This is a genomic window from Streptomyces sp. NPDC050619 (genome assembly GCF_040654815.1).
In the GTDB taxonomy this organism is placed as follows: Bacteria; Actinomycetota; Actinomycetes; order Streptomycetales; family Streptomycetaceae; genus Streptomyces.
The window spans coordinates 59961-74891 of sequence record NZ_JBFAIR010000020.1; the positions used below are offsets into that span (position 1 = coordinate 59961).

The 14931-nt window shown below is 69.2% G+C and carries 14 protein-coding genes and 1 tRNA gene; 8 read left to right on the plus strand and 7 right to left on the minus strand.

What is annotated here, in order from left to right; genetic code table 11:
* Positions 1-9 precede the first annotated feature (9 nt).
* The 7 genes from AB0I77_RS29705 (at position 10) to AB0I77_RS29735 (ending at position 7340) form a co-directional block, all read left to right on the plus strand.
* Positions 10-3831, plus strand: a complete 3822-nt coding sequence (locus AB0I77_RS29705; RefSeq protein WP_363285808.1) for a carbohydrate binding domain-containing protein — start codon at positions 10-12, stop codon at positions 3829-3831.
* A 16-nt stretch (positions 3832-3847) separates the two neighbouring features.
* Positions 3848-4249, plus strand: coding sequence for a hypothetical protein (locus AB0I77_RS29710; RefSeq protein WP_363285809.1), 402 nt, complete (start codon positions 3848-3850; stop codon positions 4247-4249).
* Positions 4250-4316: 67 nt separating this feature from the next.
* Complete coding sequence (locus AB0I77_RS29715; RefSeq protein WP_363285810.1) at positions 4317-5111, plus strand: N-acetylmuramoyl-L-alanine amidase; 795 nt, start codon at positions 4317-4319, stop codon at positions 5109-5111.
* Positions 5112-5113: 2 nt separating this feature from the next.
* Positions 5114-5308: a hypothetical protein gene (locus tag AB0I77_RS29720; protein ID WP_363285811.1), complete on the plus strand. Its 195-nt coding sequence runs from the start codon at positions 5114-5116 to the stop codon at positions 5306-5308.
* 9 nt (positions 5309-5317) lie between these two features.
* Positions 5318-5584, plus strand: a complete 267-nt coding sequence (locus AB0I77_RS29725) for a hypothetical protein (protein WP_363285812.1) — start codon at positions 5318-5320, stop codon at positions 5582-5584.
* Complete coding sequence (locus AB0I77_RS29730) at positions 5581-6231, plus strand: collagen-like protein (protein WP_363285814.1); 651 nt, start codon at positions 5581-5583, stop codon at positions 6229-6231. The genes AB0I77_RS29725 and AB0I77_RS29730 overlap by 4 nt, the downstream gene beginning before the upstream one ends.
* A gap of 11 nt (positions 6232-6242) precedes the next feature.
* The gene (locus tag AB0I77_RS29735) at positions 6243-7340 is read left to right on the plus strand and encodes a hypothetical protein (RefSeq protein ID WP_363285815.1); all 1098 of its coding nucleotides are present in this window, start codon (positions 6243-6245) and stop codon (positions 7338-7340) included.
* A 63-nt stretch (positions 7341-7403) separates the two neighbouring features.
* Here the strand turns inward: AB0I77_RS29735 and AB0I77_RS29740 are convergent, their stop codons facing one another.
* The 3 genes from AB0I77_RS29740 to AB0I77_RS29750 are packed head-to-tail and all read right to left on the minus strand — an operon-like array spanning position 7404 to position 9042.
* On the minus strand, positions 7404-8258 hold the full coding sequence (locus AB0I77_RS29740; RefSeq protein WP_363285816.1) for a helix-turn-helix transcriptional regulator: 855 nt from the start codon (positions 8256-8258) through the stop codon (positions 7404-7406).
* A gap of 24 nt (positions 8259-8282) precedes the next feature.
* Positions 8283-8810, minus strand: a complete 528-nt coding sequence (locus AB0I77_RS29745; RefSeq protein WP_363285817.1) for a DUF6879 family protein — start codon at positions 8808-8810, stop codon at positions 8283-8285.
* Complete coding sequence (locus tag AB0I77_RS29750) at positions 8782-9042, minus strand: hypothetical protein (protein ID WP_363285818.1); 261 nt, start codon at positions 9040-9042, stop codon at positions 8782-8784. Before AB0I77_RS29750 ends, AB0I77_RS29745 begins: the two co-directional genes overlap by 29 nt.
* A 227-nt stretch (positions 9043-9269) precedes the next feature.
* On the opposite strand from AB0I77_RS29750, the gene AB0I77_RS29755 reads away from it, so the two are divergent.
* The gene (locus AB0I77_RS29755; RefSeq protein WP_363285819.1) at positions 9270-9467 is read left to right on the plus strand and encodes a hypothetical protein; all 198 of its coding nucleotides are present in this window, start codon (positions 9270-9272) and stop codon (positions 9465-9467) included.
* A gap of 587 nt (positions 9468-10054) precedes the next feature.
* Here the strand turns inward: AB0I77_RS29755 and AB0I77_RS29760 are convergent.
* The 4 genes from AB0I77_RS29760 to AB0I77_RS29775 all read right to left on the minus strand — a co-directional run bounded on the left by AB0I77_RS29760 (position 10055) and on the right by AB0I77_RS29775 (position 14791).
* Positions 10055-10130: transfer RNA gene (locus AB0I77_RS29760), tRNA-Lys, on the minus strand.
* 108 nt (positions 10131-10238) lie between these two features.
* A complete protein-coding gene (locus tag AB0I77_RS29765; RefSeq protein ID WP_363285820.1) occupies positions 10239-11774 on the minus strand; it encodes an amino acid permease in 1536 nt (511 codons plus the stop codon).
* Between the two features lie 76 nt (positions 11775-11850).
* Positions 11851-12372, minus strand: coding sequence for a hypothetical protein (locus AB0I77_RS29770; protein WP_363285821.1), 522 nt, complete (start codon positions 12370-12372; stop codon positions 11851-11853).
* Positions 12373-12556: 184 nt separating this feature from the next.
* Positions 12557-14791 (minus strand): DEAD/DEAH box helicase, encoded by a 2235-nt coding sequence (locus tag AB0I77_RS29775; RefSeq protein WP_363285822.1) that lies wholly within the window; start codon positions 14789-14791, stop codon positions 12557-12559.
* Positions 14792-14931: the final 140 nt, after the last annotated feature.

Genomic DNA, 14931 nt, shown 5'->3' on the forward strand with positions numbered 1-14931 from the left:
GGCCTCGCCGTGGCGTTCCCCGACACCCCGCTCGATGCCCGCTTCGAACTGCTCGTCAACGGTGTGTGGATCCCCGTGCCGACCTACGAGCGGGACACCATCGTCGTCGAGCACGGCCGCCCCGACATGGCATCTCAGACCGACCCCGGCAGCTTGCAGATCACGATCAACAACCGGGACGGCCGTTTCAGCCCCCGCAACCCCGAGAGTGACCTCTACGGCCAGTTCGGCCGCAACAGCCGCGGGCGGCTGTCGGTGCCCGGCACCCTCTCCTACCTGGAACTGGACGGCAGCGCCGCCAACAACGCCTCCACTCCCGATCACGCGAGCCTCGACATCACCGGCGATCTCGACCTGCGGTGGGAGGGTGAGGCCGACTGGTACGCGCCCGGCGCCCAGATCCTGATCGGCAAGTGGGGCCTGCCCGGGCAGCGCGCGTACCACCTGCGTGTGCAGGACGGCTTCCTGTACCTGATGGCGTCCTACGACGGCACCCTCTCCTACAACGGCTTCTGGGTCCTTCCTTCGCTGCCACGTCGGGCGGCGCTGCGCGCCACTGTCGACGTCGACGACGGCGCCGGCGGCCGCATCTGGCGCATGTACTGGGCCGAGTCCCTGGACGGTCCCTGGACCCAGTTCAGCGACGACATCGTCGGCGCCCCCAACTTCACCGTCTTCTCCAGCAGCGCGCCGTTGAGCATCGCCCCGGAGCAACTCGACGTCATCGGCAACCCGCAGCGCTACCCCGTCACGGGCCGCTGCTACCGGGCCGAGGTCCGCAACGGCATCAACGGCACGATCGTCGCGAGCCCGGACTTCACCGCCCAGACGGCAGGCACTACCAGCTTCGCCGACTCGGCGGGCCGCACCTGGTCGCTGTCCGGTACCGCGACCATCCGCGACCGCGCCGACCTGATCGTGGTCGAGGTCCCCGAGTGGCCCCAGAGCTGGCAGCCCGACGCCTCCGATGCGTGGGTGGCCATCGAGGGCGCCGGCATCCTGCGCCGCATGGGCCAGGGCAAGAAAGCCCTCCAGTCCACCCTGCGCCGCCGTATCCCCTCCTACAGTCCGCTGGCGTACTGGACCATGGAGGAAGGCAAGTCGGCCACGCAGTCCTCATCCCCGATCGCCGGGGTGCCGCCTCTGTCTCTGTCCCCGGCCACCTGGGCGGCCGAAGGCACCCTGCCGAGTTCCAACCCGTTGCCGACGATCAACTCGACAACCGCGACGGCCTGCATCATGAGCGGCCGCGTCCCCGCCCCGGCGACGTCTTTGACCTCATGGCATGTGCAGTGGCTGTACCGAATCGACCAGGGGCCCGCGATCAGGCGCACGTTCCTTCGGATCCTGTCCACGGGCACGGTCAGGGACTGGTACATCCAGTCGGGTACCGATGGCACCACCATTCTGGGCCGTGATGTGGAGGGCGCCACCGTCTTCAGCCAGGTCATCGGCACCGGGACGGACCTGTTCGGGCAGTGGGTGCGGGTGAAGTTCGCCGCCGTACAGAACGGCGGCAACGTCACCTGGACCATCATCTGGACCGATGTCGGCGGTGACGCCGGCCAGTTCAGCACCTCGTTCGCGGGCACCGTGGGCCGTCCGGTGGGTGTGGCCTCACCCCCCAACGGCTACTCTCCCGACCTCAACGGCATGGCCATCGGGCACATCTCGGTGTGGCCCACCGACACCACCGCCGCCTACGACCGGGCCATCGACGCCTGGACCGGAGAGAGCGCCTGGGACCGGATGCGCCGCCTGGCCACCGAGGAGAACCTGCCCCTGGGCAGCATCCCCGGCCCGGAGACGACCGAGCTGGTCGGGCCGCAGACCCCCGACACACTGCTGACGCTGCTACAGGCCGCCGCGGACGCCGACGGCGGCATGCTCCTGGAAGACCAGACACGGCCCGGCCTGGTGTACCGGGAACGCTCCAGCATGTACAGCCAGGAACCCAAGCTCACCCTGTCCTACAGCGCCGCGCCGGGGCTGGCCGCACCGCTGGACCCGGTCGACGACGACACCGCCACCCGCAACGACCGCACCGTCGTGCGCGACGGAGGCAGCGAGGGGCACGCGGTCCTCGAGGAAGGGCCGCTGTCGGTCAACGAGCCGCCGGACGGTATCGGCCTGTACGACGACTCGGTCACCCTGTCCCTGTACGACGATGCCCAGGCCGAGCCGATCGCCTACTGGCGCCTGCACCTGGGCACTTTCGACGGGCCCCGCTACCCGCAGGTCAAGGTGCTGCTGCACAAGGCCCCGAACCTGATCCCGGCCGTGCTCGCGCTCGGCGAGGGAGACCTGATCCGCATCACCGGCCTGCCCAAATACGTCGGGTTCGGCGACGTCGACCTGCTCGTCGAGGGCATCCGCCACGAGGCCGGACTGCAACACTGGGAGGCGACGTTCAACTGCTCCCCTGGCCAGCCCTGGCACGTCGGTGTCCTGGCCGACGGCACACGGGGCCGCGTCGACGCCAACCCTGGCGGCTCCACCCTCACCACGGCCGCGACCGCCACCGACACGCAGCTGCTGGTACACACCCCGGCCCGCGGCGCCCTGCCTCCGCTCCCCTGGATCACCTCCACCGACCGGCTCAGCAGCAACCCGGACTTCGAGACCGACCTGACCGGATGGACGGCGAGCGGCGCAACCATCGACCGGGTGCCCACCCCGCGCCCGGCACCGTTCGGCGGGGACTGGTCGCTGCAAGTCACCCCCAACGGGGTGGCCAGCCTCGCCTTCGCGGCATCGCCAGCCACACCGGTCATACCAGGCACCACGTACTACCCGTATGGGTGGCTGCGCTGCGCTGCCACGCGCGGCGTCGACCTCAACGTCAACTGGTACGACTCCGGGGACGGCTACCTGTCCACCAGCACCGTCAACCACACCGTCACAGCGGACACATGGACGGAGTACGCGGGCAGCTTCACCGCTCCCGTGGGCGCGGCGACCGCGCGAGTACTGCCCACCCTCGCCTCCACCCCACCCGCCTCGCACATCCTGCTCGCGGACGTCGTACTCCTCGGCAACGGCGCGGCCGACGCTTACGCACGCGACTTCCCCTACGACATCCGGATCGCAGGGGAAGTCGCCCGGGTGACCGCGAACAGCCCGGCCGTGCTGGACACCTTCGGCCGGACCGTCGCAGGCGGGTGGGGCACGACGGACACCGGGCAGGCCTGGTCTGTCGTCGGCACGGCCGCCGACTATGAGGTGACCGGAGGCTGGGGGGCCATGAGCCAGCCGGCCACTGGCATTGCCCACATCGCGCAGGTCGCGTCGCCGGGCCCCGACGTAGACCTGTACGTGGACGTCGGGTCATCGGCGCTGGCAGCGGGCGCGAGCCGTCTCGCCGGGCCCATCGTGCGCGCCACAGGCAACACGGACCACTACATGGCACGTATCGAGTTCACCGTGGCGAACACGATCATCCTGTCGCTGCGCAAGCGTCTCGCCAACGTCGAAAGCCAGCTCGCCGTCTACACGTCGGCGCTGGTGCACACGACCGGCAGCTTCTACCGGGTGCGAATCCAGGCGGAGGGCAGCACGCTACGCGCAAAGGTGTGGCTGCCGTCCGCGCGTGAGCCTGGGGAGTGGCACGTGACCGCGCTGGACACCTCGCTGACAGCAGCGAACAACCTCGGGTTGCGGTCATTCGTGAATACGGGCAGCACGGCGCCGAACCCGCAGCTGCGGTTCAAAAACTTCGATCTGCGCACCCCGCAGCGGATGACCGTCCTGCGGTCCCGAAACAACGTCGTCAAGGCCCAGGCGGCCGGCAGCGAGGTACGGCTCGCGCAGCCCACTGTGGTTGCCCTGTGAGAGAGGAGTCCCCACGGTGACGCTGTGGCAACCCGGCATGATCCTTACGGAGGAACGACTCAACGACGGCATCGACCCCACGGTCGTCACCACGGGACTCGTCCCCGCGGCCAACTTCACCGTCGCCGATTTCTGGGCCGCACGATCGGGCCGCGTCGTTTCGGTGATGTGCATCCTCGAATACACCGGCACCGGCATCGCTCTCGCCAGCGGCAACCTGCCGGACACGACCATGTGCACGCTGCCCTCGGACTGGAGACCGCCCGTCGTGGTCAACGCCGAGTGGGGCGATGGCACCGAGAGCGGCGAGTGCACGATCGGCACCACCGGTGTCATCACGCTCCGCTCATCGAACCTGTCGATCCCCGACGTGGACCCGAACCGGAACATGCGCGTCTCCGTTACTTGGATCGACTGATCCAAACCACTCGCCCGCCGTCGCCCCGCGCCACCAGGCCGGGGCCTTTCTCATGTCTGGAGGCCTGATGGCCTGGTATTCCCGAGCGACGAAGCTGGAGTTGCAGCCCGAGTCGGATGCTCAACCGGCCATCAGGCCGACGCAGTTCATCATCCACAGCGTGGTCGCACCGTGGGACGAACACCGGATCTACGCCTACTGGCGCGACAGCACCTCGCTCGAGAGTCACTTCGGCCTGGACTACGACGGGTCGATGGGCCAGTACATCGGCACCGAGACACGCGCCGACGCCAACGCCGGCGCCAACCGGCGAGCCGACGGCACGGGCGCGGTCAGTATCGAGACCGCGTCCAACACGAAGGCGTCCGACCCGTGGACGGCAGAGCAGGTCGAGGAGTTGATCCGGCTCGGGGTGTGGCTGCACCAGCGGCACGACATCCCGCTGCGGATCTGCCGCACCGCATCCGACCCCGGCTTCGGCTACCACCGGCTGCACCGCGAGTGGTCCACGTCCGGCACCGCATGCCCCGGCGACGCACGCGTGCGCCAGTTCAACCAGGTCGTGTTCCCGGGCATCGTCGCCCGCGCGACGACCGGAACCACCACCCCGCCCCCGAAGGAGACCGACGTGGCTGGCCTCGACACCGACGACATCAAGCTGCTCGCCAGCAAGGACGGCGTGTTCCTCGCGCCGAAGGACGCCGCCGATTACAACGACGACCCCAAGCACCCGGGCCACTACTGGTCGTTCGGCTCCCACGTCATCGGCCTCACCACCAAGGTGCGGGCCATGGAGAAGCGGCAGGCGGAGATGGACCGCAAGCTCGACGCCATCCTCGACGCGCTCACGAAGGAGTCCTGACTGTGAAGATCTCCAGCATCGCCAAGTCGATCGTCGCCGGTCTCGCGGCCGGCGCCACCGCTGCGGTCACCGCCGTACAGGACAGCGTCCTGACCACCGGGGAGGGCGTCACCATCGCGCTCGCCGTCCTCGGCGCCTGGGGCATCACCTACGCCGTCCCGAACCGGCAGGCGGTCACCCCTCCGCGCGACCTGTAGGAGCCACCCTTGGACGCCACCACCATCGGCGCGGTACTCGCGCTCGCTGGGGTCATGTCCGGCTCGGTGGTGGCGTACCTCGGGAAGCGCGGGGAGAACGCGACCACCCGCATGAACTCGGAGCTTGACCAGATCCAGGAAGAGCGCGACAAGCTGCGCGAGCAGCTCACCGCCCGGGACCAGAAGATCGAGGGACTCCTCGAACAGCGCGTCGCCGATCAGGTGGAGATCGCCCGCCTCCGTGTGAAAGTCGTCAACTTGGGAGGCGATCCGTGACCCGTGCACAGCAGGCCCTCGCCGGGCGCTGGCGGTGGATCGCCGTGTTCTGCTGGCTCGTCGCCCTGTCGGGCGCCGTGGTCATCGGAGCGTCCTGGTACGGCCGGCTCGCTGACGAGACCGACCGACGAGGCACGGCGGTGAACACCCTCGCCGACGATGTGCGCATCCTGCGCGCGCAGGTCCAGGCGGCGGGCGAGACGCCCAAGGTGCCCGACCCGAGTAAGGCCGTCGAAGACCTCGACGACCGGACCCGGGTACCGGTCCCGATCCCTGTTCCAGGGGAGAAGGGCGAGAAGGGTGATCCCGGGGAGCCGGCGCCGACCATCACCCCGTCGCCCGGCCAGTCCGGGGCGCCTGGCGAACCCGGGCAAGACTCCACCGTTCCCGGACCTTCAGGGGCTCCCGGACAGCCTGGCGCCGACTCGACCGTCCCCGGCCCAAGCGGGCCACCGGGCAGGGACGGACGCGACGGCGTCGACGGGACCGACGGCCAGACCTGCCCCGACGGCTACAGCCTCCAAGCCCCGTCGTATGACCCGGACGCCCTCGTCTGCCGGAAGGACGGCGCACCACAGCCAGACGAGCCAGGCAACGGCAACAACCCGCTCGCCCTTGCCATCGACCCGCGCCGCAAGGACGCGTAAGGAGTCCCTCGATGCCACTGCCCGCAGGCGTGGAAACCGTCACCGTGTCGACGGGCGAACCGCTGTCGCTGCCCGACGGCACCTGGATGCAGGGCCGTCTCGTCTTCACCGGCCCTGACCTGGTGACGATCGGAGAGGATGACGTAATCCTCGGCGGCACCGTCGAGGCGCGGCTCGTCGACGGCGAGTTCACCATCACCCTGTGCGCGACCGACGCCACCGGCATGTCGCCGACCGGCTGGACATACAAGGTGACGGCCGCCCTGTCCAACGCGCCTGGGTGGGTGCGGTACATCAGCCTCCCCAAGGCCACGCCCAGCGTCATCCTCGCCGACGTCCTGGTCCCCGATCCTGTCGCCGGGGAGTTCACGGTCCTTCAGGCGCCCCGCGGCGGCGTCACCCTCGCGACGAACGGGGCACCCGCGGCGGGGCTGGGCATCGACGGTGACTGGGCGCTCGATGCGGGCACGCGCCGCCTGTACGGGCCGAAGGCGTCCGGGGCGTGGCCGGCGTTCAGTGTGGTGCCCGCGCCTACCGAGAGCGGTTGGACGAGGAACGGCTTCGCAGGTCTCACCGGCGCCGATCTGTATCTCACGCATGCGGCCGACGGGTTCGGTGCGGGAAGCAGTTGGTGCGGGACCACCCAGCCGAGCGATGGTCTCGACGTGACGTTCGAGTGCGAGATGTCCGGCGGGACTGGCGCCGACGGCGTCTGCTTCGCGCTCGCCGACCCGGCCGACACGGCAACATCGTTTGTCGGTGCGGGTGGTGGCGACCTGGGCCTTGTCGGCTGCACGGCGGTCGCGCTGGCTCTCGATACGGGCGCCGGATCCCGGGCCCGTATCGTCACCACAACACCCGCCGCAATGACCACCGTGGCAACCTACGGCGGAGCGCTCACGCTCCGGCCGGCACCGGTCTCGGTACGCGTGCGGTACGCGGCCGGTGCGATGTCCGTGTGGATCGACGGCGTGCAAATCTTCAACGCTGTCGCAGTGTCGGCGGTCGCCACAGCCCGGATCGGCTGGACGGGATCGAACGGCGGCCTCGACGACGACCACATCATTCGCAACGCAGCCTTCGTCGCCCGCGGCGGCACCCAACTCTGAACACCACGACGCCCCCTGCACGGTCCACGCGGCCGTGCAGGGGGCGTTTCGTCATGCCCGGGGTCAGTGCAGTGCCTCAATGGCCTTCAGGATCAGGGCGCGAGCCTCGGCCCCGTACACGGCCATGCCGCGCAGTTCCTCGAACGCCCTGACATACAGCTCGATTTCAGAGGGCTGATTGATCCGCACCCTGGCGGAGACCAACTCGACGGACACGAGCTTGTCGTCGTACACGTGGAAGGTCTCGCGCGGCCACTGAGAACGCAGGCTCGCGGCTGCCGGGATGATGCCGAGGGACACCGTGGAGATCGCGCCAGCGGTGAGGAGGTAGCCGAGCTGCGCAGCCATGGCGTCGACGTCGGCGATCTGGCAGTACAGAACCGGCTCTTCGATGAGCAGGACGAAGCGGCGGCCGGGGTCGTGGATGATGCGCGAGCGCTCGACCCGGGCGCGCGCGGCTTCGCTGCTGTCGTCGTCAGGGAGCTGACGGAAACGGGCCGCCGCGCCGAGAACGCCGGCCGCGTAACCCTCGGTCTGCAGGAGACCGGGGACGAGCGTGGACGAGTACACGCGGAACAGGTCGGTGGTGCGGAAGAGCTTGCCGGTGTTCTGCTGTAGCTCCGTCAGACCCCTGCGGGTCTGGTGGCGCCATTCCCTGTACATCGACTCGGCGTTCACCGACTGCACGACGATGTCCTGCGCCTGGGACTTTGCTCCGGTGGCAGCACACCACTGGCGGATGTCGTTGGTGGTGGGAGCAGTGATCGAGTTCTCGATGCGGGACGTCTTGGAGTGGTGCCAGCCGCACCGGTCTGCCAGCTCGGCGATCGTCAGTCCTGCCTCTTTGCGGAGGCCGCGCAGTCGTCCGGCGACAGCTGCGCGCGCGGCCTGGGCGGACGAGGATGGGGAGACAGGCATGAGCTGGCTTACCGGTGCTTCCTGCTAGTGGATCTCGTACTGGTCGTGAGGGACGGCCCTGGCCCACACCTCGTCGAATGCGGTGGCGCACAGCTTGGCGGCGGCGGGATCGTCGGTGAGTTCCTGGCCTGCTGACCCGCCGTCGCCAGTGAAGTGGTTCCACCGGATCAGGCGGCTGTCGAAGAGCCAGAAGTCGTTGCCCGGCAGCGGGATGTCCGAGGCGCGGCGACGGGGCAGCCAGCGCACCTCTTCGCCCGCGGCGACGTTCGTGAAGGTGCCGGAGTGCTCGAAGCGGATGTATTCGCTGACGGGCTCGGACACGATCCGGGCGCGCCGTACAACGACGCCGCGGGCAACGGTCTCCTGGACCATGTCGAGCCACGGCCGCCACCAGGACGCCCGGTCCGCCGGGTCGTGGCGGAATCCCTGGCGCCATGCCTCGAACTGCTGCCGCTCTTTGTCGACCGAGTAAGCATCGCGCATCTCCAGGTGCACCGCGGTGTGGGTACAGCCTGCGATGAGTTCAGCGAACGTCGGCACGCTCGACGGCATCGCACGCCTCCCTGATCATCGGCACCATCCTGGCGGGGATACGGATCACGGCCTCGTGTTCCGGGATGCCCACCGCATGGCCGGGGATGGTGAACTCGGCGCACTCCGCTTCGAGTTCGGGGGCGGGCTTCCAGCCCTGGAGTACGAGTTCCTGCTTCTCCTGGTCGACCCAGACTGTAGGGCTCTCGTCGTCGCCGGTGTTCGGGTCGATACCGATGAACTGCAGTGCCACGGCTGTCTCCCTCGATATGTTGTGCAGTTTTCTGCAACACCGTCACGCAACACAGCCGCAGGGTCAAGGGCGTGATTCCGCCAACGTGCCTCTACAGAGTGGGTGTGCTGCACAGTTCTGCACATTGCTGGCTGAGCTGCACGTCACGCTCCTAGCGTCGGGAGACACAACGAAACCCGGCGGCCGCTGTGAACGGCCCCGGGCACGGCCGACTGGTTGGAGTCGACATGCCGGAGCCTACGCAGACCGCGGGCGCCACGAACACCCCCACTGGCTACGGCTGGTGCGCCTGGCACCAGAACTACGCGTGGGGCGTCCGCCTGATCCAGGTCCACGAGCAGGGATCCGGGTCTGGCGGCAACTGCTTCGCCTGCCGGTCCTGCCGCGAGGTCTACGACCTGGTCCCGCTGGCGGACCTGCCGTGAGGAACACCGAGAAGCCCCCGCAGCGGGGGCGACCGTTACCGTCCGCGCTGGACCTCACCCGCCCACAGTTCGACGGCTGGGCCTGCGTCTGGTGTGCCGCCCCGCTCAGCAAGGGCGCCAAGTCCCAAGGGCGAGCGACCGGAACGCTCGGCAGCCACGACCTCAGCATCGAGGTCTACGCCTGCCCCTCCTGCGCGGTCACCCCATACGTTCCCCGCACCCCTGGAAGGCGTCGATGAATTTCTGTGCGCGCTGCAACAAGCCCCTGAAGGGCTCGTTCGACACCATCGACAACCCGTCCCCGACGGGCCCGGGCGCCACCATCTACGTCTGCCCAGTCTGGTGCAAGCCCGCGCCATCACCGACGGGGCCCAGCTATCCCATACGCCGCCACTGAAGACCCCCGCCCGTCCCCACCCCCCGTTGGGGGCGGGCGGTACCAGGCCCCGGCCGGACGCCGATCCGGCCGGGGCCGCTCCATGTCTTGATCGTCTGCACTTCGGGCGAGCATAGGGCGAGCTAACGATCTCCAGGCCCCCGAAATGCACTGAAGCCCCAGCTCAGATGTGCTCTGAACTGGGGCTTCCTGGTAGGCCCTGTGGGACTCGAACCCACAACCAATGGATTAAAAGTCCACTGCTCTGCCAATTGAGCTAAGGGCCCAGGCGATGTTGCCACCCCGAGCATAGCGGGACGCGGCCGTGTCGCCGATCGGGTATCGGGGCCACGGCCGTGTCGGGTGGTCGCCGCGTGGTCGGAACGCGCGGAGTGTTACGGATCCACCGGTTCGGGCGCCCCCGCGCGAGCCGCCTCACGCACCCGCGTCCGTTCGTGGTCCGGGTTCAGGAACCAGTGGCGGGCCGACGCCAGCCACCAGGTCGCCGCGAAGCCGAGGACGACCAGGACGGCGATCGGGGCGTAGTTGAAGGTCTCCCAGGTGACCGGGGAGACCTGCGGCAGCATGAACAGCACAGTGATCACACCCACCCACACCACCGACACCACACCCACCACCCGCGACCAGCGGCCCAGGTGCCACGGCCCCCGCTCGAAGGCGTCCCCCTTCCGGATCCGCAGCAGGGTCGGGATGACGTACGCGATGTACAGGCCGATCACGGCGATCGAGGTCACCGCCGCGTAGGCCGTGACATTGATCAGGTACGGCAGTCCCAGCACCAGCGCTGCCAGCGCCGCCAGCCACACCGCGGCCACCGGCGTGCGGGTGCGCGGGTTCACCGTGTGCCACAGGTTCGAGTACGGCAGCGCGCCATCCCGCGAAAACGCGTAGATCATGCGGCTGTTGGCCGTCACCGACGCCATCCCGCAGAACAACTGCGCCCCGATCACGACCAACAGCAGCAGCTTGCCCGCCGTCGCGCCCAGGGCGTCGAGCAGGATCTGGGCCGGCGGCGCCCCCGTCGGGGACGCGAGGGCGCCATCGTACGACTGGATCGCGAAGGTGAAGCCCAGGAGCAGCACGAAGCCCGCTATCCAGGACGTCCAGATGGACCTCACGATCCCCTTCGGGCCCGCCGTCGACGCGTCGCGCGTCTCCTCCGTCATGTGGGCCGAGGCGTCGTAGCCCGTGAAGGTGTACTGGGCCATCAGCAAGCCCAGCAGCACCACGTACACCCCACTCCCCCAGCCCGTGTTGTTCACGAACTCGCCGAACACGAAGGACGCCGACTGATGGTGGTCGGGGGCGAAGGTGAGGGCGCCGACGATCAGTGCCACGCCCAGCACGTGCCACCACACGCTCACGCTGTTGAGCAGGCCGACGATCCGCACGCCGAAGGTGTTCAGCAGGCCGTGCAGGATCAGGATCGCGGCGAACAGCAGGACCGTCCGGCCCGGGGTCACCTCGAAGTCGAACTGGAGGTTCAGGTACGCGCCGAGGAACGACGCCGCCCCGAAGTCGATGCCCGCCGTCACCGCCACCTGGCCCAGCACGTTGAACCAGCCCGTGAACCACGCCCAGGCGGCCGCGGTCCGGGACGGCGCCAGCCGGTGCGCCCAGAAGTACAGGCCCGCCGACGTCGGGTAGGCCGAGCAGATCTCGGCCATCGCCAGGCCCACGAAGAGCGTCATCAGGCCTACCGCGACCCAGCCCCACATGATCACCGCCGGGCCGCCCGTGTTCATGCCGAACAGGTACAGGGTCAGGCAGCCCGACAGGACCGAGATGATCGTGAAGGAGACCGCGTAGTTCGAGAACGCCGACATGCGGCGTGCCAGAACCTGGGTGTAGCCGAGCTGGGCCAGCCGTTCCTCGTCCGTGAGCCCACTCGCTGTGGCGTCATCTGTCATGTCCCCAGCGATTCCCCTGCCAGGGGCGTGACACACGTCACGACTTGGCCAGAAAGTGCCCTCGTCGGCTTACCGCCTACGCGGCGTCGTGAATCACGAGCTTGAACTCGGCGAGCTTCAACGCCACGGGGAGGGCGGCGTTGTGCGTCACGCGCAGTGCGAGGGGCGTGCCCGGGGTGACGAACAGGCCGTGGTTCTTGACGAAGTACTGGCCGCCGGGTGTCGGCGCGCGATGCTCGGTCGCGGTGGTGTCGTTGGGGTTCGGGGTCAGGCCGAGAGGGTCACGCACGTACTGATCCCGCAGCTCGGTATACGCGCCCACGCCGCTGGGCTCCCCCCACTGGATCATGGCGTACAGGTGTCCCCAGCCTGCTTTCGAGGGCCAGATCAGGCCGCTGCGGTCATCCTTCTCCCAGTCCTCCACCACGTACCCGTCAGGCTGCGTGGCCTGGTGCATCTCGAACCGGTCGGTCGACTCCTTCGCCCCGAAAGGGAACTTGACGATCTGGTACGTCGTCCCGGGCGAGACCGCCTGCGGGGTGTCGACCTTCAGGGAGCACACCTGCACACCGGGGTCGGCGGATAAGTTCGTCGGCATCAGCACTGCCCTTCGTCGGCCTGGCCGGTGCCGGGGCCTGTGCCGCCCGACATCCGGCGTGCGTTTTCGTCGCCTGCCCCGATCGATTCGAGGTATTCGGGCCGCACAACTCGCCCATGACAAAGCGCCGTGGCCCCCGGTCTCCGGGGTCCACGGCGCTCTGACTACTTACTTACAACCGGCGTCAGCCGTTGCGCTTCCAGCGCGGCTTGTCGTCGCGGCGGCCGAAGGTACCGGTGCCCGTGCCGGTACCGGTGGTGCCACGGTGGTCGTCACGACGGCCGGACGGGCGGTCGTGGCCACCGGGACGGAAGCCGGGGCGCTCGGCCTGGCGGTCGCGGTTGAACGGACGGTCGCTGCCACGGTGTCCGCCGCGCTCGTCCCGGCGGTCGAAGGAACGCGGGGCACGGTCGTCACGGCGGAAGCCGCCACCACGCTCGTCGTCCCGACGCTCGAAGGTACGCCCACCGCGGTCACCACCGCGGTCGTCACGGCGCTCGAAGGTACGTCCACCACGGTCGTTACGGTCGCTGCCCCGGTCGTCACGGCGGAAGCCGCCACGGTCGCCGCCGTCACGACGCTCGAACGAACGGCCACCGCGGTCGTCCCGACGGTCGTCGCGACGCTCGAAGGTACGCCCGCCACGGTCGTTGCGGTCACCGCCCCGGTCGTCACGACGCTCGAAGGAACGGCCTCCACGGTCGTTACGGTCGCGGTTGAAGCCGCCCCGGTCGTCACGACGCTCGGAGGAGCGACCGCCACGGTCACCACGGTCGTCGCGACGGAACCCGCCACGGTCACCACGGTCGTCCCGCCTGTCGGACTTGTAACTGTTGTCCTGCGACACCGGCTGCGCGGGCACGGAGGCCTGGGCCGCCGCCTCGGCGACCGCGGCCTGCGCCTCGGCGACCGCCGCCTCCGGGTCGTCGCCCCGCTCGCGGGCGGCACGGGCGACCAGGCGGTCGGCCTCCTCGCGCAGCTCGGTCGCGCGCCGCTGCGCCCGCTCCAACTGCTTGGCGAGCTGGACGGCCTCGCGCTCGGCCTGCTGCGCCGCGTTGCCCGCGGCCTCGGCCTGGACCTCGGTCATCGAACGGGCGCCGGTGATCTCGGCGACCTCGGGCTCGAAGGCCGTACCGGAGTTGATGATGTGCCGCGAGGCGTCGACGCCCGCGTCCTCCATCAGCCGGAAGATCTGCCGGCGCTGGTGCGGCAGCGACAGGGAGACGACGGTGCCGGAGCGGCCCGCGCGAGCGGTACGTCCGGAACGGTGCAGGTAGTCCTTGTGGTCACCGGCCGGGTCCACGTTCAGCACCAGATCGATGCCGTCGACGTGGATACCGCGGGCGGCGACGTCGGTCGCGACCAGCGCGTTGACGTAACCGTCCTTGAAGTCGGCCAGCGTCCGCGTCCGCGCGCCCTGCGTCATGCCGCCGTGCAGCGCGTCGGCCTTCAGACCGGCGTCGCGCAGCTGCTCGGCGATACGGTCGGCGCCCAGCTGCGTACGGACGAAGATGATCGTGCGGCCCTTGCGGGAGGCGATGGCGGCGGTGACCGGCGCCTTGTCCTTGGGCTTCACGATGAGGATGTGGTGCGACATGGTCGTCACCGCGCCCTGCGCCGCGTCGACCTCGTGCGTGGCCGGGTTGGTCAGGTAGCGGTCGACCAGGGTCTTGATCTCGTTCTCCATGGTCGCGGAGAAGAGCATGCGCTGGCCGCCGGAGGGAACCTGGTCGAGCAGCTCGGTGACCTCGGGCAGGAAGCCCAGGTCGGACATCTGGTCGGCCTCGTCGATGACGGAGATCTGCACGTTCTCGAGCGAGCAGGCACCGCGGTTGATGATGTCGCGCAGCCGCCCCGGGGTGGCGACCAGCACGTCCACACCCCGCTCCAGGGCGTAGATCTGGTTGCCCATCGACGTACCGCCGCAGACGACCTTCATCTTCAGGCCGAGGACGTCGCCGTAGGGCTGGAGCGCGTCGGCCACCTGCATGGCGAGCTCACGGGTCGGCGTGAGGATGACGGCGCGCGGCTTGCGCTTCTCGGTGTGGCCGCCGGCCAGCGTGGCCAGGGTCGGCAGACCGAAGGAGAGGGTCTTGCCGGAGCCGGTGCGGCCACGGCCGAGGATGTCGCGGCCGGCCAGGGCGTCCGGGATGGTCGCGGCCTGGATCGGGAAGGGGGAGGTGACGCCGTTCTGCGCGAGCTTGCGCACCACGCCGTCGGGGAGACCGAGTGCGGCGAAGGTGACCTCGGGAGTCCCGTTCGTCCCGTTCGTCTCGATCGTCTCAGTCGCGACGATCGTTTCGGTCGTCTCAGTCGCGACGATCGTCTCGGTCGACTCGATCACGACGTCGTTCTCGGGGTTCTCGGCGTTGTCGCCGTTCTCGGGCACGACGATGTGATCAGTACTGGAAATGGACATGCGTATGCGAAACCTTCCGGAGTCTCGTCGGCACGCGCCCGTCAACTCCGTGATTCGCAATACGACCGCCTCTATGCGGTCAGCCACGGCAAGGGAGAGTACGCGCCACACGGCGCGCTCTGCGTTGGCGCCGGGCAAGA